This window comes from Pseudonocardia parietis (assembly GCF_017876315.1).
Lineage (GTDB): Bacteria > Actinomycetota > Actinomycetes > Mycobacteriales > Pseudonocardiaceae > Pseudonocardia > Pseudonocardia parietis.
Window position 1 is genome coordinate 3,519,598 of record NZ_JAGINU010000001.1, and the last position, 26,802, is coordinate 3,546,399.

The following is a 26,802-nucleotide window of genomic DNA, read 5'->3' on the forward strand; positions in this document are numbered from 1 at the left end:
GCGGGCTCAGCTCGGGTCGCGCAGGTCCAGTACGGAGTGGGGCAGGCTCAGCGACACCGGGATCGGGCCCGGATCACGCAGGAGCAGGTCGAGCCTGCGCCGTTCGATGCGCCATCGGCCGTCGTCGTCGCGCAGCCGGTCCCGGTAGAGGACCGCGGACCGGCTGATCTGGTCGGGGGTGTCCTGGTGGGTCCACTGGATCCACCCGTAGCAGACCGCCCAGATCCCGTTCTCGTCCTCGCCGACGACATGGTTCGTCATCACGTGCAGCGTCCAGGTGCACGCGTCGTGGAACGGTACGAAGGTCGCGAGCCAGTCGTCCATCCCGCGGTAGTCCGATCCCGGGTAGATCGCACGGACGTCGGGGGTGAACAACGTCGCGAAGTAGTCCCAGTCCCGGGTGTCGACCGCGAGGGCGTACCCGTTCTGCAGCCGGGCGGCCTCCACCGCGATCCTGCTCAGATCTGCGGGCATGTGCGTCCTCCTGCGGGTCGGTGTGGGAGTCCACTCGCAGGTGCGGGGGCCGGCACACGCCGGCCCCCGCACCTGACAATGAATGGTCAGTCGATCGGACGGGAGGGCCGGGTGGCGACGTGCCTGCCCGCCCGGTAGCCCATGGTCACGCTGGGGCCGATGCACCCGCCGCCGCCGGGGTAGGTCGCACCGAGCACCGAGGCGGAGGTGTTGCCCGCCGCGTACAGCCCGTCGATGATCGGCACCCGGTTGCCCAGGGCGCGCCCGTCGGCGTCGATCCGCAGGCCGCCGTTGGTGCCGATCGTGCCGGGCCACTGCTGGATCGCGCCGTAGCGCGGCCCGAGGACCGGTTCGATGGTGACCGAGTCGGGGCCGGTGAGGACATGGGTCTGCAGCGGGTCGGCCCAGTCCGGGTCCTCGCCCTTCTCGGCGTAGGTGTTGTAGCGGTCGACGGTCGCTGCGAGCGCCTCCGGGGCGATCCCGATCTTCTCCGCGAGCTCCGCGACCGACCCGGCCTCGGCCAGCCACTCCGGTGGCTCCTGGCCATCGGGCCCGGTCAGGTTGAGCTCGATGCCGGGCTTGGAACCCATGATCCCGGTCTCGAAGTGCCGGGAGCCGAAGACGATCCACGCCGGGGGCTTGTTCGTGAAGCCGGGGTTGCGCTGGTCGAAGCTGTTGAACGGGTGCGAGAAGTCGTTGTAGGTGTACCCACCGTGCATGAACCGGTTGCCCTGCTGGTTCACGATGATCGAACCGGGGCCGAGACCCATGATCATCTGGGGCAACGGGTTGCCGTCGCGCCCCTTCTCCCACGGCTCGTACACCACGCCGTAGCTGAAGAAGGTCGTCATCGAGCCGAGCTTGGCCCCGGCCTCCATCGCCATCAGGTGGCCGTCGCCGGTGTTGGCCCACGGGGTCATCGGCTTGACCTCGTAGCCGATGAAGGTCTGCACCATCTCGGCGTTCCACTCGAAGCCGCCGCAGGCCAGCACGACGCCCTTGCGCGCACCGATCCGCCGCTCGCCGCCGGTGCCGCCGACCTCCACGCCGACGACCGCCGCGTCGTCGTCGGTGACGAGCCCGACGGCCGGGGTCTCGGTGCGGACCTCGACACCGGCGTCGACCAGGCCCTTGAGCAGGGCGGCGATCAGGCCGCCACCCTTGGCCCGCCAGACCTCCTTCTCCCGCTTCTCCAGCTCCGCCGCGTCGATCCCGCCGCGTCTCGACTCCGGGAAGCTGACCTCGACCGGCGGGACCCACGGGCCCTTGTTGATCTTCCGGGCGAGCTCCTCGCCGAGCTCCGGGCCCGCCGGGTACGGCTTGATCGAGACGGACCGGGGGAACGGCCGGACACCGGGGATGCGGTCGCCGATGACCGAGTAGTAGTCGTCGAGCCCGATGTGCGGCTCGGTGTCGAGCCCGGTGTGCTCCTCGAGGTACTCGAGCGCCTCGGGGGCGGTGTCGACGTAGACCTCGACCAGCGACGGGTCGCACTCGCGGCCGTCGGACAGCCGGTGGACGTAGGCGATCGCGTCCTCGCGGGAGTCCCGGTCCCGGACGTGGCGGCTGTTGGGGATCCACATGTCACCGCCGGACACCGCGGTCGTCCCGCCGATGTAGGTGTCCTTCTCGACGACGAGCACGCTCGCGCCGCCGTGGCTCGCGAGCAGTGCCGCGGTCAGGGCACCACCGCCGCTCCCGACGACGACGACGTCGTACACCTCGTCCCAGCGGTTGTTTCCCATTTCCGCCACCTTGTGCTCCCGAACGGTCGAGCGTTGATGGCGGAATTCTCGTGGAGCGCGCCACCACGGCATAGCGCCGGTTCCGATGGTCGGGACGGGCGGTTCGACCGTGGTCGGTTCCGGATCCCGCCTGCCGGGACGGGTGCTGGACGACCGGAGAATCACGCTGGAACCCTCGGTTCCGAGCGCTGGGACGAACCGTCGGAACAATGGATTCGTGCGCCTCGGAACAACACGGCGAGGAGACCTCTGTGCGGTCGTTGAGCGACCTCTTCCGCAATTTCATGCAGATCGGTTACGTCACCGACGACATCGATGCCGCGTCGGCGTACCTGGAGTCGACGCTCGGCACGGTGACCTGCGTGAAGCACTACACGTCGTCGATGGGCGGGGGCCGCCCGCCGGTCGACGGCGGTGCATCCGCCGGCCCGTTCGTGGTCGTCGACGGCGTTCCGGCCGACGAGTGGGTCATCGACGTCGCCCTGGTCAACGCCGGGCCGACGAACATCGAGATCATCCGTCCGGTGTCGGGTTCGGTGGACCTGTACCGAGGGGCCGTCCGGCCCGGTGAGCCCGCGACGATGCACCACCTGGGGTTCCGGGTCGAGGACTTCGACGAGGCCGACGCCGTGGTCCGGGCGAGCGGGAAGCGCTGGGCGCAGTACGGCGACAGCGGCGGGATCCGGTTCGGCTACCTGGACATGACGGCCGAGCTCGGGCACTACGTCGAGGTCATGGAGCTGAGCCCGGCCAGTGCGCGCAACTTCGAGCAGCTCGAGGCGGCGTCCGACGCCGCACGTGACTGACGCCGGGCCCGCCGTCCGGCCCGGTACATCGTGGAGGGATCCGTCATGAGTGGCGAGACTGTGGCCGACGATCGTTACGACGTCATCGTCGTCGGTTCCGGTGCGGGACTGATCGGTGCGTACGCCGCGGCGTCGCGCGGGCTCCGCACGCTGGTCGTCGAGAAGACCGGGTACCTCGGCGGGACGACCGCGTTGTCGGGTGCCGGGATCTGGTTGCCCGGCAACGCCGCCGAGGAGCGCGCGGGTGTCGAGGACAGCCCCGAGGCGGCACGCCCGTACCTCGACGCGATCGTCGGCGACGATGCGCCGGCCGCGCTGCGGGAGGCGTTCCTGCAGGCCGGTCCCCGGATGATCGACGAGCTGGAGCGCAACGACCGGTTCCGGTGGTTCGAGTGGCGCGGGGTACCGGACTACTTCGAGGGCCGGCCCGGCAGCTCCGCGACCGGCCGGACCATCTTCCCGCCGGAGCTGCGGCGAACCGAGCTCGGGAACCTCGCGGCCCTGATCCGGCCCCCGCTGTGGACCGAGCGCTGGGGCGCACCGCTCGAACCGGTCATGGTCGGCGGCCAGGCGCTGATCGGGCGCGCGCTGCTCGCCTACCTGGAGACCGGCTACGGCTCGGTACGCGTCGACACCGCGCTGGAGGGCCTGGTCGTCGAGGACGGCCGGGTCGTCGGGATCGAGGCGGTGAGCGAGGGGGAGCGGGTCACGCTGCGGGCCGACCGGGGCGTGATCCTGGCGGCGGGCGGTTACGAACGCAACGCCGAGCTCCGCAGGCGCCACCAGCCCGAGGTCGGCGACGAGTGGACCCAGGGCTGCGAGGGCAACACCGGCGACGCCCTGCTGGCCGGCATGGCGATCGGTGCGGCGACCGACCTGCTCGACGAGTCGTGGTTCGCGCCGGGGCTGGTCGTCCCGGACACCCGTCCGGTCTTCTACACCTCGGTGTGGAGCGGCATCTGGGTCAACGCGGCGGGGCAGCGCTACCTGAACGAGCGCCTGCCCTACGACCGGGCGGGCCACGAGATGCTCCGGGCGGAACGGGCCTCGGACGTGTCCCACCTCCCGACCTACTGGATCTTCGATCAGCGCCAGATCGACAACGAGCGTGCGTTCGCCACGCTGCCCGTCGCGCCGCAGGTCCCGGGCTGGTTCGACGTCGAGGGGTTCGTCGAGGCCGGTGTGCTGAAGCGGGCCGACACCCTCGACGAGCTCGCGGAGCAGATCGGTGTCCCCGCCGGGGCGCTCGGGAAGTCGGTGGAACAGTTCAACGGCTACGCCCGCACCGGCACCGACGAGCAGTTCCACCGCGGCGAGGCACCCTGGGACCTCATGACCGTCCACCAGGCCGGCCCGCACACCGACGGTCCCAACCCCTGCCTCGGGGTCATCGGCGAGCCGCCGTTCTACGCGGCGACGATCGTGCTGTCCGACCTGGGGACCAAGGGCGGTCTCCGGACCGACGAGCACGCCCGGGTCCTGCGCCCGGACGGCTCGGTGATCACCGGGCTGTACGCCTCGGGGAACACGATGGCCCCGGCGACCGGCCGGATCTACCCCGGCGCCGGTGGCCCGGTGGCATCCTCGATGGCCTTCTCCTACCTGGCAGCCCTCGACATCGCGGGCGGGTCCCGGTAGCGCGGCCCCTGCACGCCGGACGCTCTCTCGAGGAACTCTTCTCGAGAGGGCGTCGTCGTATCGCACCCGGAATGTCAGGTGGTGTCGGTCGAGTGGCCGGGGAACAGCGAGAGCTCCGGATCCATGGCGACCGCGGCGTTGTTCATCGCGGTCGCGACCTCGCCGAAACCCACCGACATCAACCGGACCTTGCCGGGGTAGGTGGTGACGTCCCCGGCGGCGTAGACCCGGTCGACGGTGGTCCGCATCCGGGTGTCGACGACGATCGCACGCCGGTCCAGCTCGACCCCCCAGTCGAGCAGCGGGCCGAGGTTGCTGATGAAACCGAGCGCGGCCACCACCGCGTCCACCTTGAGTACCCGGACCTCGTCCTCGCCGTCGACCCGCAGGTGCGCCTCGCGCAGCCGGTCGTCGCCGAACAGCGCCGAGACCCTGGCGTCGGTCACGACCGCGGCGCCGCACTCGTGGACCTCGCGCACGCTCGCCGCGTGCGCCCGGAACGTGGCGCGGCGGTGCACGAGGGTCACCGAACGCGCGATCGGGTGCAGGGCGAGCGCCCAGTCGACCGCGCTGTCGCCACCCCCGACCACCAGGACGTCGCGGTCGGCGTGCTCGGTGGGGTCCGGGACGAAGTAGCTCAGTCCCCGTCCCAGGAACTCCTCGCCCGCGGGCAGGGCGCGCGGGGTGAAGGTCCCGATGCCGGCGGTCAGCACGACCGCGCCCGCGTCGACCACGGTCCCGTCGGACAGGGTGACCTGCGGCCGGCCGTCGGCGCTGTGGGTGAGCCCGACCGCCTGGCGGCCGAGCAGGTAGATCGGGTCGTAGGCGTCGGCCTGCGCCTTGAGGGCGTCGACGACCTCGCGGCCCCGGGACCCGGGGACGGCCGCGATGTCGCGGATCTCCTTCTCCGGGTACAGCGCCGTGATCTGGCCGCCGCACTGGGGCAGCGCGTCGACGAGGACGGTCCGGAGCCCGCGGAAGCCCGCGCAGTAGGCGCCGTAGAGGCCGGTCGGGCCGGCGCCCACGATCAGGATGTCGGTGGTCACGGTCTCGGCCACGGGCCGGCCTCCTGGGGGAACGAGGTGTCGTGTGTGAGGGCGGGCGAGGTCCGCGCGGCGGAGCATAGGACGGCCGGCGGGCGGGCCGTCGCAGCTCGTCCCGTTTAACGGGACGTCCGGTGGACTCCCCTCGGACCTGCGGGGACAGTCGTGTCAGTGCCGAACAGCAGGCTGGGAACAGCGTGCGCCGCACCGCAACCGGGCCGAAGACCCCGCGCCGTCCGCACCGCGCGGCTCCCGGGATGCCGAGGTGCGACGACGGCCCACCCGAGTCGCGACACGTCGTGCGAGCCCCAGGTGTTCTGCGGAGAAGGAGAACGAGTCCCATGAGCGAAGAAGTACGGGTGTGGATCGACCAGGATCTGTGCACGGGCGACGGCCTGTGCGTGCAGTACGCACCCGAGGTCTTCGAGTTCGGGGACGACGGGCTCTCCTACGTGAAGCAGGAGGCCGAGGGCGAGCTGCTGACGGCCCAGGGCGCGCAGGCCGACGTCCCGAGCGGGCTGCGCCTCGACGTGATCGACGCGGCCGACGGGTGTCCGGGCAACTGCATCCATGTCGTGCGGCGCGCCGACGGGGTCGAGATCGCCGGCCCCGATGCGGACTGACCCGTCGTCACCTGCAGACACCGTACGTACAGCGAGGAGTGGTTGACGTGTCCGTGGTCCTTGAGCCGAAGCTCACCGGCAAGACGCCGTGGTTCGCCGGGGACGCCCCGCCCGAGTCGGTACCGGAGAAGTACCGGCTCGGGCGGGCCTACGTGCCCAAGACGCGGTACCTGAACCCCGAGTTCCTGGAGCTCGAGCTCGACAAGCTGTTCACCAGGACCTGGCAGATCGCCTGCCGGGAGGAGGAGCTGACCGGGGTCGGGTCCTACGTCGAGTACGAGATCGGTAAGCACTCGATCCTCGTCGTGCGCGAGTCCCGCACCGCCATCAGCGCCTACTTCAACGCCTGCCGGCACCGCGGGACCCGGCTGGCGAAGGGCCGCGGCCGCGTCGGCTCCATCATCTGCCCGTTCCACGGGTGGCGGTGGAACCTCGACGGGTCGATCCGGCTGGTGCTCGACCGCGAGGAGTTCGTTCCGCGATCCGACGAGCACCTGGGTCTGGTCCGGGTCCGCACGGAGACCTGGGGCGGGTTCGTGTTCATCAACATGGACCCGGATGCCGCGCCGCTGCTGGACTACCTCGACCCGATCCCACGGATCTTCGAGCCGTTCCACTACGAGAACATGCGGATCCGGTGGCAGAAGGGCGTCGTCCTGCCCTGCAACTGGAAGACCGTGCTCGACGGCTTTCTCGAGGCCTACCACGTGGCGGGGACCCACCCGCAGCTCCACCGGTTCGACAAGGCGAACACGAACATCGCCTCGATGAAGGAGCTGGAGAACCGCACCTGGTCGCCGACGACGACCTACGAGCGGCACGCCCACTACTCGAGTGTCGGTCAGAAGAAGAGCGCGACCGACGCGTCGAACGCCAAGAAGGACCCGACCGCGCGCGGGACGAGCGGCACCGTCGATCCGCGCGAGGCGTTCGCGCTGAGCGTGCAGTACATCTACGACGACATGCGTGGCCTGGAGAACGAGCGGAGCTGGCGTGCCGCCGAGGCGCTCAAGACCGCGGAGCTCCCCGAGGGGCAGGGGCCCGGCGCCGCCTTCATGAAGATCTACCACGACCTCGTGGTCTCCGAGGGCTACGAGTGGAACGACATCTCCCCGGAGCAGTGGGCCGAGGCGGGGACGGCGTGGAACGTCTTCCCGAACTCGATCCTGCTGCCCAACCAGGGGTCGTCGTTCATGTACCGGTCCCGGCCCTACGGCGACGACCCGAACCAGTGCCTGTTCGAGATCTTCGGCCTGGACCAGGTCCCCGCCTCCGAGTACGACACGAAGCGGGAGTACGACCCGCAGGTCTTCGAGGACTACCGGGACGCCGACCTGGGTGAGGTCTTCTCCCAGGACCTCATGAACACCAAGGAGATCACGGTCGGCATGCACTCGCCCAGCTTCGACGGGCACCGGCTGAGCGAGGACCAGGAGATGACGATCTACAACCACCACCGCGTCGCCGACAGGTTCCTCTGGACCGACTGAGTCGCGCCACACCGGCCGGGCCCCGGTGGCACCGATCCCCACACGGGGTCGGAGCCACCGGGGCCCTTCCGTGTCCACGGTCGCGGGGCCGGCCGGTGGCAGGCCGGCCGCCGGTGGGCGGGGAGTTGAGCAGGCAGATCTGCAGTCGATCCGGCCATGACACGGCGGTTTCCCGGGCCATCTCGATATAGAGTGGCCTCAATGGTCTTGACAGCCTGGTCGGCAGCTGTGAGCCTGGCGACAGCGGTAACGGACGAGCGGTCCGGCTCCGCACAGCAACCGCCCAGCACGAGACTGACGCGCAGGACACGGTCCCGCCGGCGTTGTACCCACCACCCGCCACACGGCGGCCTTCGTGGCCGTGCGTGCGGTTCCGGGCGCGCCGCAACCGAGCCGGATCCTCCGCCGGCATGGGCAACGGGGCCCGAGACGGGAAGGTGACAGCATTCATGTTGTCGAACGTGGTAACGAAGACGCCGATCACAACGGTGGACCCGATCGTGTCCGCACCCGGGGACTCGTTCGGGGAGATGGCGGACGACCTGTTCCACGAGACCTCCCGGCGCTCACCCGCGCGGGGAGCCCGCCCGGACGCGGTCGACGGGAACGGCCCGGAACGCACCGTCATGGGCCGGGTCGCCACCATCATGGGGGCCTTCAACGGCGGGCCGCGGATCCTGAGCCTCGGTGAGCTGAGCGAGCGGACCGGGCTGCCGAAGTCGACCCTGCACCGGCTCGCGGAACAGCTGTGCGGGGTCGGCTGGATCGAGCGGGACGGGGGTGGGTACCGCGTCGGACTCCGGTTGTTCGAACTGGGCGGCCTGGCACTCGAGGGGAACAGGCTGCACGAGGCGGCCTTCCCGCACCTGCAGGCGCTGGCCGCCAGGACCGGGCTCTCCGCCCAACTCGGTGTCCTCAATGCGACCGAGGTCGTGTATCTCGAACGTATCCAGATGGGTTCGGTCCGGCTGCCGACCCGCCGTGGTGGGCGCAAACCCGCCTACTGCACCGCTCTGGGCAAGGCGATGGTGGCGTTTGACGACGAGGTGACCCGGACCGTGGTCTCGTCGCGCATGCCGCGCAAGACGGTGAACACCATCACCGAACCGCAGGCGCTGCGCTCGGAGCTCACCCGGATCCGCGACCTCGGCGTCGCGTTCGACCGAGGCGAGGCGTACGAGGGCCTGGTGTGCGTCGCCGCGCCGATCCGCAGCGCCGGCCGGGCGATCGGGGCGGTGTCGGTCACCGGGCCCGCGGGGCGGATGCGCTGGGCGATGGCGACCGAGGCGGTGCGGGGTGCGGCCGCCGCGATCTGGAACGCGAACTTCAGTGTCGTCGGGGCACCGGGGCGATAGCGGCGGGATCTGGCCGGCAGGTCGCCCGGCCGCCCCGGCTCTCCGATACGGCGCAGTCGCCCCGGCCCTCCGATACGGAGGTGCCGGGTGGCTGCGGTCGTGGCGGGGGCGAAGGGTCGGGCCCTCAGCTGCGGACCCATCCCTCGTCGTGCCACCAGGTGAGCAGGTTCGCCATCGGTTCCGGCCAGGTCTCGGTGTAGCTCACACCCTCGGGGCCGGCGGTCATCAGATACGGGGTACCGGCACTGCTGATCCAGAACTCGCCGGGCCCGACGGTGCGGCTGTCCTCCCCGCCGTCCTCGGTCGCCCAGGTGACGTGGAACTGCCCCGCGAACACGACGATCAGCTCGTCCAGGTTGTGGTGGTGGCGGGGCACCGCGAAGCCGGGGGCACAGCGCAGACCGTTGATGTTGAACGACGGGTCCATCTCCGTCGAGAGCCACATGTTGCCACCGAAGGTCTTCGCGAAGTCCACCGGTGCGTCGGCGAGCCGGCCGCCGTCGGCCCACAGATATGTGGGCATCACCTCGAGTGGCATCTGCATCCAACCCTTGTCGTTCACCAGACTGAATTCGTGGATCGGCACTCCACGATCCTGGCGAATCTCATCGGATCCGTCTGCGATCGATCCCGTTGGACGGGACGTGGTGAGCCGCGACCCGGTGGCCCCCGTGGGGAGCCACCGGGTCGTGCGGGTCAGGACCCCTGGTCGCGCTCGGCCGCGAGCTGCAGCGCCACGTCGATGATCATGTCCTCCTGGCCGCCGACGTAGCCGAGCTCGCCGCAGCGACGGAGGATCTCGTGCGGGGGCACCTTGTACCGCTCACCCGCCCGCTCCGCGTGCAGCAGGAAGCTGGAGTACACCCCGGCCCAACCCTGCACGACCGCGTTGCGGTTCATCTTCGGCCACCGCGGCAGATACGGCCGGACGACCTCCTCCGCCGCGTCGAGCAGGGCCCCGGGGTTCAGACCGGTGTCGACGCCGAGCCGGTCGAACACCGCGGCCAGCACCTCGGTCGGGGAGTTCCCGGCTCCGGCACCCAGCGCGCACAACGACCCGTCGATGTACCGGACGCCCGCCTCGTGGGCGAGTACCGAGTTCGCCACGCCGAGGGAGAGGTTCTGGTGCCCGTGGTAACCGACCCAGGCGTCCTCGCCGGCCTCGGCCACGAGCGCCTGGAAGCGCGCCGTCGCCTCGTGCATGAGCAGCGCGCCCGCCGAGTCGGTGACGTAGACGGTCTGACAGCCCGCGTCGATCATGATCCGGGCCTGCTTCGCCAGGTCGTCCGGGTTGGTGCGGTGGGCCATCATGAGGAACCCGACCGTCTCCATGCCCAGTTCGCGGGCGGCCCCGAAGTGCTGGGGCGAGACGTCGGCCTCGGTGCAGTGGGTGGCGACCCGGACCATCTCGGCGCCTGCCGCGTGCGCTTCCTTGACGTCGTCGACGGTCCCGATCCCCGGCACGAGCAGCACCGCGATCCGCGCCTGCCGGGCCTCCTCACGAGCGGCTGCGATCAGCCGCATCTCGTCGGTACCGGAGAACCCGTAGTTGAACGACGACCCGCCGACGCCGTCGCCGTGGCTGACCTCGATCCACTCGACACCCGCTCCGTCGAGCGCCCGGACGGTGTCCCGGACCTGGGTCTCGGTGAACAGGTGCGACATCGCGTGGCTTCCGTCGCGCAGCGTCGTGTCCGTGATGCGGATGTCGTGCGTCAGGGCCGGCCGGCCCGCGTCCTGCCCGGTCATGCCGGCACCTCCACCTTCGCGACGGCCATGAGCTCGCCGATCCGGGCCGCCGCGGCGGTCATGATGTCCAGGTTCCCGGCGTACGGCGGCAGGTAGTCGCCGTTGCCCCGGACCTCGAGGAACACAGCGACGCGGGCGTTGCCGTCCCAGCCGGTCCGTGGATCGTCGTACTGCGGTTCGGCCCGCAGTGTGTAACCCGGGACGTACTCCTGGACCGCGGTGACCATGTCCTGGATCGAGGCGGTGATCGCGGTCCGGTCGGCGTCCGCGGGGATCGCGCAGTAGATCGTGTCCCGCATGATCATCGGTGGTTCGACGGGATTGAGAATGATGACCGCCTTACCCTTTCGTGCCCCGCCGACCTCCTCCACGGCCTTCGCCGTGGTGCGGGTGAACTCGTCGATGTTGGCCCTCGTGCCGGGCCCGGCGCTGCGCGACGCGACGGACGCGACGATCTCCGCGTACGACACCGGGACGACCCGGGAGACCGCGGCGACCATGGGGATGGTCGCCTGACCGCCACAAGTGATCATGGAGACGTTGGGTGCGTCCAGATGCGACGAACCGTTCACCGGCGGGCAGACCATCGGACCCAGATGGGCGGGGGTCAGGTCGATCGCCTGGATCCCGGCCTCGGCATAGCGCGGCGCGTTCGCGATGTGCGCCTTGGCCGACGTCGCCTCGAACACCAACTGGGGCAGCGGGTCCTGTTGCAGCAGCCAGTCCACCCCCTCGGCGGACGCGCTGACGCCCTGGGCCCGGGCACGTTCCAGGCCCTCGGACTCGACCACACCGACCATGTAGGCGACCTCGATCGTCCGGCTCTGCCGGAGCTTGGCCAGCAGGTCCGTGCCGATGTTCCCTGGACCGACGATCGCCGCCGTCACCTTCGAACTGTCCTCTGACATGTCTGGAGACCCTGGCAGCAGCGGCCGCCGGGAGAAGCGCTACATCCCGGCCACCGGGAAGGCCGGCCGGAAAAGCTCGCCCGCGCCCGATCCACCCGAGCGGCACGCCCTGTCCGAGCAGTTCGTCCTACCCGAGCGGCACGTCGACGCGGGCGGTGCGCACGGTCGCGGCCCGGTCGCCGGGGCCGAACTCACCCATGCCCGGGGCCACGACGAGGAACAGCGTCCGCCCGTCGGCGCCACCCAGCGCGACCGCGTAGGCCTGCTCACGCTCGCCGAGGGGCAGCTCCGCCAGGACGCCGCCGCCGTCGGCGACCCGGATGGCCCGGTTGTGCTCCGGGTCGGCGACCCAGATGGCGCCCTCGGCGTCGGGCTGGGAGATCCCGTCGGGGGTCACGGCGGCCTGCGCCACCGCCTCCCGGTACGCGACGGTGGTGGGCACCTCGCCGAACCGTGCCCAGTCGCGCCGCTCGCCCAGCGAGCCGTCGGCCGCGACGTCGAACACCGAGAGCCGGTTGCCCACGGTCTCGCCGACCACGACCCGCTGTCCGTCGGCCACGATGCCGTTCGGGAAGTACAGCCCGTCCGCGGCGATCTCGGCCCGGCCGTCCGGGGTGACCCGGATCAGCGGGGCCGTCGCGATGTCCTCGCCGCCGCGGAGGTCGAAGCCGAAGCATCCGACGTAGGCGTTCCCCTGCGGGTCCACGGCCATGTCGTTGACCGGGCCCCTGGCCAGCCCGGACAGGTCGGCGTGGGTGACCAGCCGCCCGTCGTGCTCGCGGCGCAGGATCCGGTGCTGCTGCATCGACACCACGAGCAACCGCCCGTCCGGCAGGAGCCCGGTGCCCGAGGGCCAGTCGTCGAGCTCGGCCTCGGTGCGCACGTCCGAGCCGTCCTCCGCGGCCGAGACCACCTCCCCGGCGAAGAAGTCGCTCACCCAGATCCGGCCCGCCTGCCAGCGCGGCCCTTCCAGGAACACCCGGTCAGCCATGATCACGTTCAGGTCCACGTCACAACTCCGTACTGTCCGGTCAGGTGTCGAGCTCGGTCCCGACGACCGAGACGAAGGAGACGCAGTCCCCGGGCGCCCCGCCCAGGTTGTGGGTCAGCGCCAGGCCCCGGTCCGCGGTGGCGATCTGGCGGTCACCGGCCTCACCCCGCAGCTGGGTCCAGCACTCGAACAGCATCCGCAGTCCGCTGGCGCCGATCGGGTGGCCGAAGCTCTTCAGCCCGCCGTCCGGGTTGACCGGCAGGTCCCCGTCGCGGTCGAACGTCCCGGACAGCACGTCGGAGTAACCCGCGCCGCGGGCGCTGAACCCGAGGTCCTCCATCAGCACGATCTCGGTCGGGGTGAAGCAGTCGTGCACCTCGGCCAGGGCCAGCTGGCGGCGCGGGTCGGTGATCCCGGCCTGGGCGTAGGCGTCCCTGGCGCACTGCTCGACCTCGGGGAAGGTCGTGTAGTCGTAGCCGGTGTCGAAGGCACCCGAGCCGTAGCCCGAGGTCAGCGACAGGGCCTTCACGTACAGCGGCTTGTCGGTGTAGCGGTGGGCGTCCTCCGCGCGGACCAGGACGACCGCGGCCGCACCGTCGGACACGCCGGAGCAGTCGAACACGCCGAGCTGGCCGGCGACGACCGGGGCCTTCTCGATCGTCTCGACCGAGACCTCCTTGCGGTACTGGGCCCGCGGGTTGAGCGCGCCGTTCGCGTGGTTCTTCCAGGCCACGTGGCTCATCGCGGCCCGGAAGTCGGCCGGGGACACGCCGAAGCGTTCTTGGTACGCGGGCCCGAGCAGGCTGAAGTTGGCCGGCGCGGAGGTGGTGATGCGCGTGCCGTCGTCCTGTGGGCGGGGGGAGGGCAGGCCGGAGTAGCCGTTGTCCTTGAGCTTCTCCGCGCCCACCGCCATCGCGACGTCGACCGCGCCGCTGGCGACGGCGTAGCAGGCGTTGCGGAAGGCGTCCGAACCGGTGGCGCACATGTTCTCCACCCGGGTGACCGGCTTGCCTGCCAGCTTCAGCGGACGGGACAGGGTGAGCCCGCTGATCCCGGAGATGTAGGTGCCCATCCAGTAGGCGTCGACGTCGTCGGCGGTGATCCCGGCGCCCGTCCAGGCGTCCGAGACGGTGTCGACGATCAGGTCGTCGAGCCCCCTGTCGAAGTGCTCGCCGAAGGCGGAGCAGCCCACGGCGACGATCGCCACCTTGTCGCGCAGCGAGTGGATCGCCATGACGCCTCCCTAGACCGTGGCCGCGACGACCGGTCGCGCCTTCCAGAAGTAGTTGTGGATGCCCTCGGTGGTGACCAGCCTGCGGAAGGTCAGTTGCACGGTGTCGCCCACCGCGACCGCGGCCGGGTCGACGTCGGTGAGCTCGCACTGCACCCGGCCGCCCGCCTCGAGGTCGAGGACCGCGCTCACCAGCGGCGGGCTCGGGGTGAACGCGAGCCGGTCGACCGTGACCGTCACGACGGTGGCCCGCCCACCCGCGGCCGAGACCTCCTCGAACCCGTCCGTGGCGCGACAGCGCAGGCACACGCGGGGGAGCGGGAACTGCACCGTGTCGCAGGCGCGGCAGCGACCGCCGACGAACCCGTGTTTGAACGCGGTGTTGCGGGCCGCGAAGGGTGCGGAAGGCCGCACCGGATCCGGCCGGCGCGGCCGCTCGCGCTCCAGACGGCCGCGCCAGAGCAGGTAGGTCGGGTAGCCGACCGGCAGCGGGTCCGCCAGCGACGACCGGAGGGCCGCACGGTCCGCCCGGTAGCCGGGCAGTGCGTCGCCGGCGCGCAGCAGGAAGGCGTCGGCACCGTCCGCGAGCGAGACCACCAGCAGGATCTCGCCGGGAGCCGCCCGGTCCAGCAGGTCCGCGAGCGCCAGTCCGAGGTGCGCCGCGCCCGCGTTGCCCACCAGGTCCAGCAGGTCGAGCGTGTCGGCCCGGCCCCCGGTCCGCCTCGACAGCGCGGTGGTGACCGCCTTGACCGCGCGCACGCTCGGGCCGGCGACGGCCACCGCGTCGACGTCCGCGGCCGGGACGCCGGTCGCCTTCAGCACGTCGTCCACCGCCTGGGCGGCGAGGCGCTCGTACTCGCCCTGCCCGAACCGCTCCTCCCAGGTGGTGGAGCCCTGCTCACCCGGTAGCCGCCACCGGTCGAGGAACTCCGCGCTCGCCCCGGCCGTGCCGAGCACCTCGGCCAGCGCGCGGCCCGGGGCGAAGGAGAAGGCGGCCGCGCCGTCACCGCCGGTGCGCTCGTCCGTGCTTCCGGCCGGCCCGTCCCGGACGTCGGCGAGCACCGCGAGACCGCCGTCGCGCGACGCCGCCCGCAGTGCTGCCGCGCCGGAACGCACGGAGGCGCCGAGGTCGAAGGCACCGACGTCCGCGGCGAGTCCGGTGGCGGCGTGCAGCACCGTGGCGTTGGTCTTGTCCATGTACGCCGGGGCGGTGGTGGCGAACCACAGGCTGCCGGGTGCCTCGCCACCCGCCAGGGCGAGCGCTGCGGCCTCCACCCCCAGCGCGGCGGAGTCCTGGTCGTAGGCAGCGACGGCGCGGGTCCCGCGCCCCCGGTCGCCGGTGGCCGCGGCGGCCTCGCCGCGGTCCAGCCGGTACCGCGGGACGTACCCGCCGTAGCCGGTGATCGCGAAGTACTCAGCCAAAACGTCCCCCCGAGACGTGTACGACCTCACCGGTGATGAACCCCGACGCGGGTGAGGCGAGGAAGGTGACCGCGGCGGCGACGTCGTCGGGCGTGCCGATCCGCTTGATGCTGTTGTCCTTGACCGCCCGGTCCCGGATCGCGTCGAAGGTGTCCAGGTCGCGCAGCGACGGTGTCTCGACCAGGCCGGGCGCGAGCGAGTTCGCGGTGATGCCCTTGCGCCCCAGCTCCTTCGCCACGCTGCGGGTCAGGCCGACGACACCGGCCTTGGCCGCGGAGTAGTTGGCCTGCCCGGGATTGCCGTGCCAGGCCCGCGAGGCGATCGTGATGATCCGGCCGTATCCCGCGGCGGCCATCGGGCGGGCCGCGGCGCGCACGGCGGTGAACGTGCCGAAGAGGCAGACGTCGAGCACCGAGCGCCACTGCTCGTCGGACATCTCCAGCAGGCGGCCGTCGCGCGGGAAGCCGTGGCTGGTCAGGAGCACGTCGAGGCGGCCGTGCCGGGCCACGACGTCGTCGACCGCGGCCTCGACGGCGGCGGAGTCGGTGACGTCGAGCCCGATGCCCTCGGCGGCGTACCCCTGCGCCGTCAGCTTCTCGGCGGCGGCCCGGGCGGGCTCCGCGGCCAGGTCGGCCAGGACGACGGTGGCGCCTGCCGCGGCGAGCCAGCTGCCCGCGGCGCTGCCCAGGCCGCCCGCGCCGCCGGTGATCAGTGCGACCTGGTCGGTGAGTGTGGTGTTCGGGTCGGTCATGAGTGGTCTCCTGCTCGAGGGGCGCTAGAGGGAGCGGGCGACGAGTTCCTTCATGACCTCGTTCGCCCCACCGTAGATCCGCTGTGCCCGCGCGTCGGCGTACATCCGGGCGATCGGGTACTCGCGCATGTAGCCGTACCCGCCGTGCAGCTGGAGGCAGCGGTCGATCACCTGGCACTGCACGTCGGTGAGCCAGTACTTGGCCATCGACGCGGTGGGCGCGTCGAGCTCGCGCTTCTCGTGGCGCAGCACGCAGTCGTCGAAGAAGGTGCGGCCGACCCGGGTCAGCGTCGCGCACTCGGCGAGCTCGAACCGGGTGTTCTGCATGCTGAACAGCGGGGCCCCGAAGGCGTGCCGCTCCTTGGTGTAGGACACCGTGTGGTGCAGGGCGACCTCGGCGCCGACGATCCCGGTGAGCCCGATGAACAGCCGCTCCTGGGGCAGCTGCGACATGAGCATGCGGAAGCCGGAGCCTTCCTCGCCGAGGAGGTTCGTCGCGGGGACGCGGACGCCGTCGAAGAACAGCTCGGCGGTGTCCGCGGCGTGCTGGCCGATCTTGTCGAGGGTCCGGCCACGGCGGAAGCCGGGTGTGGTGGCGTCGACCAGCAGCAGCGAGATGCCGCGGGCACCTGCGGCGGGATCGGTCTTCGCGGCGACGATCACGAGGTCGGCCGTGGCGCCGTTGGTGATGAAGGTCTTGGAGCCGTCGAGCACGTAGCTGTCGCCGTCGCGCACGGCCCTGGTCCGGATGGCCTTGAGGTCGGACCCCGCCGAGGGCTCGGACATGGCGATGGCCGAGACGACCTCGCCGGTGACCATCTTCGGCAGCCAGGTCTTCTTCTGTTCCTCGGACCCGTAGGCGAGGACGTAGTCCGCGACGATCCCGCTGTGGACCGAGTTGCCCCAGCCCTTGTCGATCGTCCAGCCCTGCGCCTCGGTGATCGCCAGGTGGTGCAGGAAGCTGCCGCCGGGGCCGCCGTAGGACTCCGGCACCATGGGGCACAGCAGACCGAGCTCGCCGGCCCGGAGCCAGAAGTCCCGGTCGACGTGCTGCTGGCGCTCCCAGCGCTCCAGCTGGGGCATGCCCTCCCTGGTAAAGAACTCCGTCGCGGTGTCCCGCAGCAGCGTGAGCTCCTCGGTCTCCCAGGGCGACGTGTACGCGGTGGTCATGCCCGTTCCTCCAGAGCGTCGAGGGAGACCAGCGCGCTGCCGCGCAGGGTCACGGCGCCGTCGTCGAGCGTCACGGTCAGCTCGACGCGGGCCACGCCGTCGGTGACGTCGGCGACGGTTCCGGTGCAGGTCGGCGTGCCGTGCACCGGTGTCACGGACACGAACCGGGCGCCGAACCGGCGGATCGCGGCCTGGCCGAACCAGCCGGTCAACGCCCGGCCGAGGTAGGCCATCGACAGCATGCCGTGCGCGAAGACGTCCGGGTGTCCCGCGTCGCGGGCGGCGTCGATGTCGATGTGCATCGGGTTGTGGTCGCCGGACGCGCCGGCGTAGAGCGCCAGCGTGGTGCGGCTGATCGGGGACAGCGACAGCGGCGGCAGCTCGGTCCCGGCCTCGAGCGTCCGGACGGCGCTCACGCGGGGCCACCCGCCGCACGGACGACCAGGACGTTGCGCAGCTCGGCCACCGGCTCGCCCGCCCGGTCCACGGTCGTGTCCCGGACCAGGAAGCGCAGCGCGCCGCCCTTCTTCTCGTAGTAGTCGGCGAACCGGGGGCGGAAGGTCAGCACGTCGCCGGAGTAGGCCGGGGCGTGGTACCGGAAGGTCTGCTCACCGTGCAGCACCGAGCCGATGTCGATGCCCAGGCGGCCGATGATCCTGGGGACCTCGGGATGGCGGCGCTCCAGGCCGAAGAGGTAGGTCGGCGGCACCAGCAGGCCGGGGTTCCCGGCCGCCGCCGCGGCCCGGGGATCGTGGTGGAGCGGATCGGACAGCCCCACGACCTTGGTGAACAGCTGCAGCAACCCGGCCTCGACGACCACGTCGTGCGGACCGAAGTCGGTACCGACCAGATCGGCGGGCGAGGTCACCTCCACCGCCGCGCTCACGGTTCGCTCCCGGCGCTCATCGTGCCCCCATCGCCATCGATCCTCCGCCGTGCTCCGGCCCGCGGCCGGCACGTGCGCTCGTCGCCGATGGAACCAGGTGGTTGACAAAGAGGTCAATGTTCTCCGGTTCGGCGTGCTCTACGGCACGTCGTCCCCGGTCGGCTTCGACGCCGCACGGATGCATGAAAAGGCCAGTTGACAGCGCTGCAGATGGAATGACGGGGTGAATCGGCCCGGATGCTCGCGTGTTGGCAAGGCTTGCTCATTCATGGTACTCAATAGGACGACTCCGAGGGTGCTGCCCGTCGGGTCCCGGACCAGCGAGGAGGACGTGGGTGACCAGTACCGAGGAAGGGCAGGCCGCCACGCAGGACGAGGCCTTCGGTGTGCTCACCGACGCCGCGATCGAGCGTTCGCGCCGCCGCCTCGGGGTGCCCCAGCGACTGCCGAACCCGCCGCACAACTACGAGGTCACCTGGGACGGCAGCCGGCACTTCGCCTTCGGCTACGGCGACGACAACCCGCTCTACTGCGACCCGGACTACGCGGCCGGGACCCGCTGGGGCGGGCTCATCGCGCCGCCGACGTTCCTCTACACGATGGGGGAGGACGCGGCCCCGGCGCCGGACGCCGAGACGAAGAAGCTGCTCAAGGGCGACCCGTTCGCCGGTCTGGGTTCCTATCAGGCCGTCATGGAGTTCGAGTGGTGGCGCCCGCTGTCGGTCGGTGACCGCTGCCGCCAGCTCCGTACGCAGGTCGGGGTGCAGCCCAAGGCCTCGACCTTCGGCGGGCGCACGGTGCACGTGATGCACGACTTCCTCTACACCAACGGTGCGGGGGAGCTGCAGGCGCTGCGGCGCGGCACCTGGATCAACGCCGAGCGGCACACCTCGCGCAAGCGCGGTACCCAGACGCTCGTGCAGGAGCCCTACACACCCGAGCAGCTCGCCGAGATCGACGCCGCCTATGCGGCCGAGACCCGGCGCGGCGCCGAACCGCGCTACTTCGAGGACGTCCGGATCGGCGACGAGCTGCCCGCCAAGGTGAAGGGCCCGCTGACCACCACCGACGTGGTCGTCTGGCACCTCGGCTGGGGCATGCAGCTGACCCCGCCCGGCGCGTTCAAGATCCTGGCGAACGTCCGGCGCAAGGCACCGGGACTGTTCCCGCCGAACGCGCTGAACGTGCCCGACACCGTCCAGCGCCTCCACTGGGACCCCGCGCGCGCGGCGGAGCTGGGCCTGCCCACCTCGTACGACTACGGCGGCATGCGCGAGACCTGGCTGGCCCACCTGCTCACCGACTGGATGGGTGATGACGGCTGGCTGTGGCGGCTGCGGTGCGAGCACCGCAAGTTCAACTACGTCGGTGACACGAGCTGGGTGCGGGGGACGGTCGTCGACAAGACCGTGGTCGACGGCCGGCACGAGGTGCACGTCGAGCTGCGCTGCGAGAACCAGCGGGGTGAGGTGAGCACACCGGGCTCCGCGGTGGTGCTGCTGCCCACCCGGGACCGGCCGGTGCAGCTGCCCGAGCCGCCCGCGGCGGACCTGGCCGGGATGGTCGCGTACGAGCTCGACCGTTTCGGCGTCGCCGGCGACTGAGCCGGCACGGCACGATCCGTTCCCCACCGGGGCGCGGCGCCCCGCACGGGGCCGAGGAACAGGAGCACAGCGCCATGCGGCTGGATGTCCCGGCGGAACTCGAGGCGTTCCGCAAGCAGGTGCGCGCATTCGTCGACGAGCACGCACCCGGGCCGAAGACGCGCGCCGGGGTCCGGGCTCCGGAACCCGAGCTGCTGCCCGCCATCCGTACCTGGACGGCGGCCCTGTACGAGGCCGGCTTCCTCGGTATCGACTGGCCGGCCGAGCACGGTGGCAGGCCGGACGCCCACCCGCTCGAGCCGTTCATCGTCGTCGAGGAGATCACCCGCGCCCGTACCTGGCTGCCGATCGGTGCCGCCACGCTCGCCGCCGCGGCGGTCATCGAGTTCGGCACGGACGAGCAGCGGGCGCGCTTCCTGCCCCGTATCCGCGCAGGGGAGCACATCTGGTGCCAGCTGTTCAGCGAACCCGGTGCCGGCAGCGACCTCGCCGCGCTCAGCACCCGGGCCCGTCGCGACGGGGACGACTGGATCGTCGACGGGCAGAAGGTGTGGACCACCAACGGTCAGCACGCGGACATGGGATATCTGCTCGCCCGCACCGATCCTGCCGCCTCGCGGCACCGGGGGATCACCGCTTTCGCCGTGCCGATGGACACGCCGGGGATCACCGTCCGGCCGTTGCGGGAGATCACCGGGACCACCGACTTCAACGAGGTGTTCCTCGACGGCGTCCGGATCCCGGCGGCGAACGTCCTGGGCGGGGTCGACGACGGCTGGCGGGTCGGGATGAGCAGCCTCGGGCACGAGCGCTCGGGGGTGGCGGCGCGCGGTGTGGAGCTGGCTGCCGTGCTGACCGACCTGGTCGAGCTGGCCCGCGGCCGGACCGTCGGTGGCCGGCCCGCGCTGTCGGACTCGGCGACCCGGCAGGCGATCGGCGCGCTCGCGGCCCGGGTCCAGGTGAATACCGCGATCGTGACGATGGCGAAGTCCCGGATGGCGGCGGGCACCGACCAGCCGTCGGACGCCCTGCTCGGCAAGATCTTCTTCAGCGAGGTCAACCACGACCTCGCCCACTACGGCATGACGCTGCAGGGCGTGGACGGGATCCTCACCGAGGCCGATCCGCACGTCCCGGCCGGTGGCTGGTGGCAGGACGCGCACCTGTACTCGCGGGCCTACACGATCGCCGGCGGGGCGAACGAGGTGCTGCGCAACCAGGTCGCCGAACGCGGTCTCGGGCTGCCCCGTGAGCCGCGCTGACGTGTCGTCCCGGCCGGACCTGACTTCGGTCATTTGCCTTAGCCTCGATCCGCAGAGCTGCTGGGGTAGTGATCTTGCTTCTCGAATGATCATGGTCGTGCGGTGCTGGGCGTGCGGGGGTCGCTGGTCTGTCCAGCTCTTCCACGTGGCGCGCGCTCGGGCCCGGGGTGCGGGGGTGGGTGGGTCAGGCCGCGGCCGGCGGGCTGTGCCCAGTGATGGAGCCGATGGTGTGGTCCCACAGCTGCTGCCATGCGGGCGCCCAGGGCCAGCGGCTGGGGAGGTGCAGCATGGGTGTGCGGGCGGGTCGGGCCAGGCGGGCGGGCACGGCGATCAGCTGTCGGCGCAGCGTCGCGCCGCGGGCGCGGGTCTGGGATCGGCCGGCGAGGGTGCCGGTCGCGTGGAGCAGGTTGTGCGCGATCGCGGCGCACAGGGCCCAGGCGGAGTTGGCGCCGAAGTGCCCCGAGGGCAGGTGCGCCAGCGGTCCGTCGATCAGGTCGGCGAACACGGTTTCGATGATCGCGTGGCGGCGGTGGACGATATCGGCGGTGGCCGTGGGCCGGGTGGAGTTGGTGAAGAAGGGGTGATGGCGCCAGACCGGGAACAGTGCGTCGGGGTAGCGGGCGTCGATGACCCGACGCACGACCAGTCGAGCGGTGATCCGATCTGTGGTGGCGGTGAAGGCGGTGTAGGGCACTTCGGCGACCTCGGCGTCGGAGATCCACGCTCCGGTGTCGGGATCGCGGACCGCGCCGGGGTAGCGCACCGGGGTCCACGCGGTGTCGGGGATGGAAGCGATGGCGCGTTGGATGGCCGGGTTCTTGGTCATGACCAGGGAGAACTCGACCTGGCCGCGTCGGCAGGCTCGGACCACGGCGCGGGTGCCGTAGGCGGAGTCGCCGCGCACCAGGATCTTCCCCGATGCGCCGGCGGCGCGGGCGGTGGCGATCGCCTGGGCGACCATCCGCCCGGCACCCTTGCCCGAGCCGGTCTTGCCCGCGCGTAGCCGCATCCCGGCGATCACCGGCGCGGCCGCCTCGGTGCTGATGGTGGTGGCCAGTGGCGAGAGACCTTTGCGCAGTACCTGCTTGCCGGCGATCTTGGTGTGTCCGTAGGAGGCGCCCTGCTTGGCGTGCCCGTAGACCGGGCGCAGCAACGAGTCGATGTCGATGAACGCCTGCTCGTCGATCCCGGCCAGCACCTCGGTGCGGCCGGCCAGGGCGATCAGGTGTGCGCGCAGCACCGACTCCAGCTGGCGGGCGTGGCCGAAGGTGAACTCCCGCAACAGCGTCCCGAGGGTCGAGGGGGCGTACACGTCGTCGAACAGGATCGGTGTCCCACCCGCACGCAGCAGGTCCAGATCGTCGATGCTGTCCGCGCCGGCGCACATCCCGGCGATCACCCCGAGCAACTTCGGTGCCGGGTTGGCCGAGCCCGACTTGATCCGCGGGGTCATGATCGACACCTTCCCGGTGATGATCTCGCTCAGCCGGGTCTGCTCGGCAAGCTCGAGCAGCGGCACCAGGCCTGCGTGCGACACGAGATTGTCCTCATCGAACCGCGCAGAGCCGGCGGTGAACCTGTGGGAGACTCGCACTGAAAGTGCCTCTCTGCAGCTGGGTTGGTTGGTGCGTCGCAACACCCATTCTCCCAGCTCAGGAGGCACTTTCCTCATTCCCACGCCGCTCCCCGACGCGGTTCATCTGCGGATCGAGGCTTAGTGCCTCAGTCCGCGTGCTGGCGGATCGCGTCGAGGACGGCCTGCTTGTCGGTGGGGACGGCGGGCGGGAAGGTCTGCTGGGCGCCGTTGATGGCGATGGTGGCCGAGCGCAGCGGTCGTAACTGGCGGACGACGTTGCGGATGGCCAGCCCGGTGCGGTTCTGGACCTCGCGGGCGACGGCGAGGGCTGTGAACACGATGGTCAGGTGCGCCTCGATGGAGCCGCGTTGGTGGTGGAACATCGGGCGGGCGCGTAGGTCGGTCTTGCTCATCCGGAAGGACTGCTCGACCTGCCAGAGGTCGTGGTAGTCGGCGATAATCTCGCCGGCCCCCGCGGTGGCGGCGGGGATGTTGGTGACGTAGCCCTTCAACCCGACCAACCGGTATGCCCGAGCCAAGGAGGCCTCGTCCAGGGCGCGGGAGCCGTTGGTGGTCTTGACGAACCTCGGCGTGCGGGCCGACTTCTCACCGGCGACGACCTCGCGGGCCCGGTTCTCCTGCAGCGTCAACGTCTTGCGGTCGCGGACCGCGCGCTTGGTCGAGAAGGCCCAGACCGCCCGCCACGACCCGGTGTGGTGTTCGGGGTCCCAGACCGGCTCGGCCTTGACCTTCGAGCTGTTCTCGCTGCGCCCGTTGCGGCGGTCGCGTGGGGTGAGGGTGTCGATGACCTGCCCGTCGACGAAGGCGTCACCGTGCCAGTGGAAGTGCGACTCCAGATCGACCGGGGCCTTGGTGACCCTGGAGCCGACGATGAACCGCAGCCCGGCCTCGTCGAGCTCGCGCAGATTCCCGGCCGACAGCATCCCGGCGTCCGCGACCACCACCATCCTGCCCGGCCCGGCGGGCAGTTCGTGGCGGGCCTGGAACGCTTCGATGATCGGCAGGATGGTCGCGGTCTCGGCCTTGTTGCCTTCGAAGCAGCCGATCTCGAGCGGGAAGCCGCGGCGGTCGACGAGTAGCCCGACGACGATCTGCGGGTCGACCCGGCGTTCCTTGGAGAACCCGACCTTGCGCAGGTCGTCCTCCTTCTCCGCCTCGAAGTAGAGGGTGGTGACGTCGTAGAGACACAACGACACATCCCCGCTGCTGCGCGCGTGGTCGAAGCAGGCCGTGGCGATGGTGTCGCGATAGCCGCGCCCGGCGCAGCGGACCAGGGTGCGGCGCATCGTCTTCTCACTCGCCGGTGCGACGCCCAGGTCGGTCAGCACCCGACCGGTGTCCAGAATGGACGTGGGCTCCACGATTCGGGCGATCACCAGGTCCCGGAACGTGTCGTCGCCGACCGCGTCGAACCCGAGGCTGTCGAAGACCCCCGCGAACACGTCGAACAGCACTCTCGACCCCGTCGCGACCACCTGCGGTGCACCCGCCCGCGGCGACTCGCCTGCCCGCCCCGTCGGAGCCGATGCAGCGAACAACCCCACCTCCGGTCCGACCTCGGCCGTGGGCGTGAGCAACGGGGTCTGACGTGGTGTCGGCTCGACTCCCAGGTCGAGGACCTCTTGGGCGGCGTTGTCGAGGAGCCCGTGCGCCTGCTCGACGAGCAGGCCCAGCTCGGCCTCGGTGTGGGCCGACCCGATGTGCGCCACGATCCGCCGACGCCCCTGCACGGACTCCGCGATCTGCACGGCCGTGGCACCCGAGGCCGTCCGGACCCGCCTCACCCACGCCACGACCCCGAGCGTAGGGCACCGATTAGTGCCTCAACCCGCCTCCACCAACCACCATCACCCCAGCTCAGCGCGCTGAGCAACCCGAGATCCGGCGGAGGTGACCGAAGTCAGGCCGGACGACTGTGCCGCTATGCGACCGCGGGCATGATCTCCTCCGCGACCCACTGGGTGTAGTCGAAGTACTCCTCGATGTGGTCGAGACCCGGGATCGGGACCGAACTCGTCGTCACGCCCAGCTCCGCGAACCAGCCCAGCCGATCGATGATCTCCTGCTTGGTCATGCCCGGACGAGCGCGGGGGTCCTCCTGCACGACGTGGCCCTCCCCGACGCGCGATGTGGCGAAACCGTAGAACACATCGGTGAGGTTGCCGTTGTAGTCCGGCTGGAAAGGTCGACATGGGACCGGGGGACGATGTGGTGTTCGGGCACACTGCTCATGCTGTAGCCCAGCTCGTCGGCCCACTGGGCGAAGCGCGTCTGGTCCGCTCCCGTGACGGCGGCCTCCCACGGCCGGCCTGTCGCCTTCAGTCGCAGCATGTGGGGCATGGCGAATCCGAGCTTCATCTCTCTCTCCACTTCGTACATCACGATCCGAGAGGAGTCCGAATCGCCACGCAAAGAAATGTGCGTGCGATGGTCGTGACTTCAGTGAATCGTATGCTCGATCGAGCGGAGAGCTCCAGGGGAAGTCCCGGTGTGCGGAATCGGCTTCACGGTGGTCAGTGCCACCAGATGGTCAGTGCCACCAGGTGGTCAGTGCCTGTAGGTGGCGGCGGACGCGGTGGCGGGCCAGGACGGTGTCGCCGGCGAGTACGGCGTCGAGGATGGCTTGGTGTACGCGGCGTACTTCGTCGCTGGTGCTGGGGTCGGGTGGGCGTTCGGTGCGGCTGTGGCGTGACCACAGTTCGGTGATGATCCGGAGGAACAGCACCAGGACCGGGTTGCCGGCCAGTTCGGCGAGTTCGGCGTGGAACACGTCGCCGGACTCGCCGTCGAGGCCGGCGCGTCCGATGGAGGCCTGTAGCCGGTCTGCGGCCTGCCCGGCCGGGACTGCTGCGGTGACGGTGGTGACGCAGCCGAGTTCGACGGCTTCGCGCACGACGCGTAGGTCGTGTCCGGACAGGCCGAGGTGGTCGAGGCGCAGGGCCATGGTGTGGATGCTCGCGGTCGGGTCCGGGGCGGCGACGACCAGTCCGCCGCCGGGGCCGCGGCGCATCCGGGCCACGCTGTGGTGCTCCAGCAGGCGCACTGCCTCGCGTAGGACCGCGCGGGATACTCCGTAGCGTTCGAGCAGGTCGGTCTCGGAGCCGAACACCGATCCGATCTGCCAGCCGTCCGCGGCGATGTCGTCGTGCATCCGCTCGGCGACCACCTCGGCCAGCTTCCGGCCCGAACCGCCCTTGTCCTCCAGCGGGCGGCGCCGCGGGGCGGTCCGGGTACGGACGCGGTGGGCGAGCAGCCACTCCTCGACCGCACGCAGGTGCGAGACCAGATGGGTCTCGGCGGCGGCGGCGTCCCCGGAGATCACCGCGTCGATGATCTCGCTGTGCCAGCGGTGCGCGTCGGTGGTGGCGGCCAGCACCGCTTCCTTGGAGGTACGGCGCGAGGTGCGGGCGTAGCGGTAGGTGAGGCTGATCAGGACCTCGGTGAACAGCTGCAGCACCGGGTTCCCGGAGAGCCGCCCGAGCAGCGTGTGCACGTGGTCGTCGTTCACCGGGCCCGTACCCAGGGCGGCGGCCTCGGCGTCGAACACCTCCCGCAGCGCGGTGATGCCGTCCTCGGTCACGGTCTCGGCGGCGAGCCGGGCGGCCAGCGGTTCCAGCAACAGCCGCGCCGCCAGCAGGTCCTCCACACTGGTCCCGAGGAACTCCAGGTAGATCACCAGCGCTCGCGTGGCCGGACCCGCATCCGGAGCGGTCACCACCAGACCACCGTTCGGGCCCCGCCGCATCCGACCGACCTGATGATGCTCGACCAGGCGCACCGCCTCCCGGAACACCGCCCGCGAGACCCCGAACCGCTCCCGCAGCTCCGTCTCCGAACCCAGCACCTCACCCACCGGCCAACCCCGGTCGATGATCTCGTCCTCCAACGACCGGGCGACCCGCGCCGCCATCTTGTCGCCGGAGATCGGCGCCGCGTCGGCCCGGGCATCCCGGCCGGCGGCTGTGACTCGGCCCGAAGTCACGACATGCCCACGACGTCGCAGGCGGGGGTGAGGTCGCTCAAGACCGAACCTCCTGGTAGCTGGTTCGGATTGAGC

At 71.1% G+C, this 26,802-nt stretch carries 24 protein-coding genes; 7 read left to right on the forward strand and 17 right to left on the reverse strand.

What is annotated here, in order from left to right; translation table 11 throughout:
- Positions 1-6 precede the first annotated feature (6 nt).
- A complete protein-coding gene (locus JOF36_RS16745; protein ID WP_210027825.1) occupies positions 7-474 on the reverse strand; it encodes a nuclear transport factor 2 family protein in 468 nt (155 codons plus the stop codon).
- A gap of 86 nt (positions 475-560) precedes the next feature.
- Positions 561-2,219: an FAD-dependent oxidoreductase gene (locus JOF36_RS16750; RefSeq protein WP_210027827.1), complete on the reverse strand. Its 1,659-nt coding sequence runs from the start codon at positions 2,217-2,219 to the stop codon at positions 561-563.
- A gap of 251 nt (positions 2,220-2,470) precedes the next feature.
- On the opposite strand from JOF36_RS16750, the gene JOF36_RS16755 reads away from it, so the two are divergent.
- Both JOF36_RS16755 and JOF36_RS16760 read left to right on the forward strand, forming a co-directional pair.
- Positions 2,471-3,025: a VOC family protein gene (locus tag JOF36_RS16755; RefSeq protein ID WP_210027829.1), complete on the forward strand. Its 555-nt coding sequence runs from the start codon at positions 2,471-2,473 to the stop codon at positions 3,023-3,025.
- 45 nt (positions 3,026-3,070) lie between these two features.
- A complete protein-coding gene (locus tag JOF36_RS16760) occupies positions 3,071-4,663 on the forward strand; it encodes an FAD-binding protein (RefSeq protein ID WP_210027830.1) in 1,593 nt (530 codons plus the stop codon).
- A gap of 74 nt (positions 4,664-4,737) precedes the next feature.
- On the opposite strand, the gene JOF36_RS16765 is transcribed toward JOF36_RS16760, so the two are convergent.
- Positions 4,738-5,721: an NAD(P)/FAD-dependent oxidoreductase gene (locus JOF36_RS16765; protein WP_307862425.1), complete on the reverse strand. Its 984-nt coding sequence runs from the start codon at positions 5,719-5,721 to the stop codon at positions 4,738-4,740.
- Between the two features lie 326 nt (positions 5,722-6,047).
- On the opposite strand from JOF36_RS16765, the gene JOF36_RS16770 reads away from it, so the two are divergent.
- From JOF36_RS16770 to JOF36_RS16780, 3 genes are all read left to right on the forward strand, one after another.
- Positions 6,048-6,329, forward strand: coding sequence for a ferredoxin (locus JOF36_RS16770; protein ID WP_210027832.1), 282 nt, complete (start codon positions 6,048-6,050; stop codon positions 6,327-6,329).
- A 47-nt stretch (positions 6,330-6,376) separates the two neighbouring features.
- Complete coding sequence (locus tag JOF36_RS16775) at positions 6,377-7,819, forward strand: aromatic ring-hydroxylating oxygenase subunit alpha (protein WP_210027833.1); 1,443 nt, start codon at positions 6,377-6,379, stop codon at positions 7,817-7,819.
- 500 nt (positions 7,820-8,319) lie between these two features.
- Positions 8,320-9,174 carry an IclR family transcriptional regulator gene (locus JOF36_RS16780; protein ID WP_210027834.1) on the forward strand — a complete coding sequence of 285 codons (855 nt, stop codon included), beginning with the start codon at positions 8,320-8,322 and terminating at the stop codon, positions 9,172-9,174.
- A 124-nt stretch (positions 9,175-9,298) separates the two neighbouring features.
- Here JOF36_RS16780 and JOF36_RS16785 read toward each other — a convergent pair whose 3' ends face one another.
- The 10 genes from JOF36_RS16785 to JOF36_RS16830 form a co-directional block, all read right to left on the reverse strand.
- A complete protein-coding gene (locus JOF36_RS16785) occupies positions 9,299-9,760 on the reverse strand; it encodes a cupin domain-containing protein (RefSeq protein ID WP_210027835.1) in 462 nt (153 codons plus the stop codon).
- 110 nt (positions 9,761-9,870) lie between these two features.
- Positions 9,871-10,923, reverse strand: a complete 1,053-nt coding sequence (gene dmpG / locus JOF36_RS16790) for a 4-hydroxy-2-oxovalerate aldolase (RefSeq protein ID WP_210027836.1) — start codon at positions 10,921-10,923, stop codon at positions 9,871-9,873.
- Complete coding sequence (locus tag JOF36_RS16795) at positions 10,920-11,831, reverse strand: acetaldehyde dehydrogenase (acetylating) (protein ID WP_210027838.1); 912 nt, start codon at positions 11,829-11,831, stop codon at positions 10,920-10,922. The genes dmpG and JOF36_RS16795 overlap by 4 nt, the downstream gene beginning before the upstream one ends.
- 127 nt (positions 11,832-11,958) lie before the next feature.
- Complete coding sequence (locus JOF36_RS16800) at positions 11,959-12,840, reverse strand: SMP-30/gluconolactonase/LRE family protein (protein ID WP_307862426.1); 882 nt, start codon at positions 12,838-12,840, stop codon at positions 11,959-11,961.
- 22 nt (positions 12,841-12,862) lie between these two features.
- Positions 12,863-14,056, reverse strand: coding sequence for an acetyl-CoA acetyltransferase (locus JOF36_RS16805; RefSeq protein ID WP_210027840.1), 1,194 nt, complete (start codon positions 14,054-14,056; stop codon positions 12,863-12,865).
- A gap of 9 nt (positions 14,057-14,065) precedes the next feature.
- A complete protein-coding gene (locus tag JOF36_RS16810; RefSeq protein ID WP_210027842.1) occupies positions 14,066-15,475 on the reverse strand; it encodes an OB-fold domain-containing protein in 1,410 nt (469 codons plus the stop codon).
- Positions 15,468-16,226 carry an SDR family NAD(P)-dependent oxidoreductase gene (locus JOF36_RS16815; RefSeq protein WP_210027843.1) on the reverse strand — a complete coding sequence of 253 codons (759 nt, stop codon included), beginning with the start codon at positions 16,224-16,226 and terminating at the stop codon, positions 15,468-15,470. Before JOF36_RS16815 ends, JOF36_RS16810 begins: the two co-directional genes overlap by 8 nt.
- A gap of 24 nt (positions 16,227-16,250) precedes the next feature.
- Positions 16,251-17,396: an acyl-CoA dehydrogenase family protein gene (locus JOF36_RS16820; protein WP_210027844.1), complete on the reverse strand. Its 1,146-nt coding sequence runs from the start codon at positions 17,394-17,396 to the stop codon at positions 16,251-16,253.
- Positions 17,393-17,812 (reverse strand): MaoC/PaaZ C-terminal domain-containing protein, encoded by a 420-nt coding sequence (locus JOF36_RS16825; RefSeq protein ID WP_210027845.1) that lies wholly within the window; start codon positions 17,810-17,812, stop codon positions 17,393-17,395. Before JOF36_RS16825 ends, JOF36_RS16820 begins: the two co-directional genes overlap by 4 nt.
- On the reverse strand, positions 17,809-18,282 hold the full coding sequence (locus JOF36_RS16830) for a MaoC family dehydratase N-terminal domain-containing protein (RefSeq protein ID WP_307862427.1): 474 nt from the start codon (positions 18,280-18,282) through the stop codon (positions 17,809-17,811). The genes JOF36_RS16825 and JOF36_RS16830 overlap by 4 nt, the downstream gene beginning before the upstream one ends.
- A gap of 335 nt (positions 18,283-18,617) precedes the next feature.
- Here JOF36_RS16830 and JOF36_RS16835 point away from each other — a divergent pair, with 335 nt between their 5' ends.
- Entirely contained in the window at positions 18,618-19,886 is a 1,269-nt protein-coding gene (locus tag JOF36_RS16835; RefSeq protein WP_210027846.1) for a MaoC family dehydratase, read from the forward strand.
- 74 nt (positions 19,887-19,960) lie between these two features.
- Complete coding sequence (locus tag JOF36_RS16840) at positions 19,961-21,148, forward strand: acyl-CoA dehydrogenase family protein (protein ID WP_210027847.1); 1,188 nt, start codon at positions 19,961-19,963, stop codon at positions 21,146-21,148.
- A gap of 184 nt (positions 21,149-21,332) precedes the next feature.
- Here the strand turns inward: JOF36_RS16840 and JOF36_RS16845 are convergent, their stop codons facing one another.
- From JOF36_RS16845 to JOF36_RS16860, 4 genes are all read right to left on the reverse strand, one after another.
- Positions 21,333-22,742: an IS1380 family transposase gene (locus JOF36_RS16845; RefSeq protein WP_210027849.1), complete on the reverse strand. Its 1,410-nt coding sequence runs from the start codon at positions 22,740-22,742 to the stop codon at positions 21,333-21,335.
- A gap of 128 nt (positions 22,743-22,870) precedes the next feature.
- Positions 22,871-24,538, reverse strand: coding sequence for an IS1634 family transposase (locus tag JOF36_RS16850; protein ID WP_210027851.1), 1,668 nt, complete (start codon positions 24,536-24,538; stop codon positions 22,871-22,873).
- Positions 24,539-24,666: 128 nt separating this feature from the next.
- Positions 24,667-24,894 (reverse strand): hypothetical protein, encoded by a 228-nt coding sequence (locus JOF36_RS16855; protein WP_210027853.1) that lies wholly within the window; start codon positions 24,892-24,894, stop codon positions 24,667-24,669.
- A 381-nt stretch (positions 24,895-25,275) separates the two neighbouring features.
- Positions 25,276-26,727, reverse strand: coding sequence for a FadR/GntR family transcriptional regulator (locus JOF36_RS16860; protein ID WP_307862428.1), 1,452 nt, complete (start codon positions 26,725-26,727; stop codon positions 25,276-25,278).
- Between the last annotated feature and the right edge of the window lie 75 nt (positions 26,728-26,802).

What these genes read in the sequence shown, in the direction of transcription:
- JOF36_RS16750 (WP_210027827.1), bottom strand. Translation starts at nt 2,219, where the DNA reads ATGGGAAACAACCGCTGGGACGAGGTGTACGACGTCGTCGTCGTCGGG.
- dmpG (WP_210027836.1), bottom strand. Translation starts at nt 10,923, where the DNA reads ATGACCGGGCAGGACGCGGGCCGGCCGGCCCTGACGCACGACATCCGC.
- JOF36_RS16795 (WP_210027838.1), bottom strand. Translation starts at nt 11,831, where the DNA reads ATGTCAGAGGACAGTTCGAAGGTGACGGCGGCGATCGTCGGTCCAGGG.
- JOF36_RS16820 (WP_210027844.1), bottom strand. Translation starts at nt 17,396, where the DNA reads ATGACCACCGCGTACACGTCGCCCTGGGAGACCGAGGAGCTCACGCTG.
- JOF36_RS16840 (WP_210027847.1), top strand. Translation starts at nt 19,961, where the DNA reads ATGCGGCTGGATGTCCCGGCGGAACTCGAGGCGTTCCGCAAGCAGGTG.
- JOF36_RS16815 (WP_210027843.1), bottom strand. Translation starts at nt 16,226, where the DNA reads ATGACCGACCCGAACACCACACTCACCGACCAGGTCGCACTGATCACC.
- JOF36_RS16805 (WP_210027840.1), bottom strand. Translation starts at nt 14,056, where the DNA reads ATGGCGATCCACTCGCTGCGCGACAAGGTGGCGATCGTCGCCGTGGGC.
- JOF36_RS16760 (WP_210027830.1), top strand. Translation starts at nt 3,071, where the DNA reads ATGAGTGGCGAGACTGTGGCCGACGATCGTTACGACGTCATCGTCGTC.
- JOF36_RS16745 (WP_210027825.1), bottom strand. Translation starts at nt 474, where the DNA reads ATGCCCGCAGATCTGAGCAGGATCGCGGTGGAGGCCGCCCGGCTGCAG.
- JOF36_RS16770 (WP_210027832.1), top strand. Translation starts at nt 6,048, where the DNA reads ATGAGCGAAGAAGTACGGGTGTGGATCGACCAGGATCTGTGCACGGGC.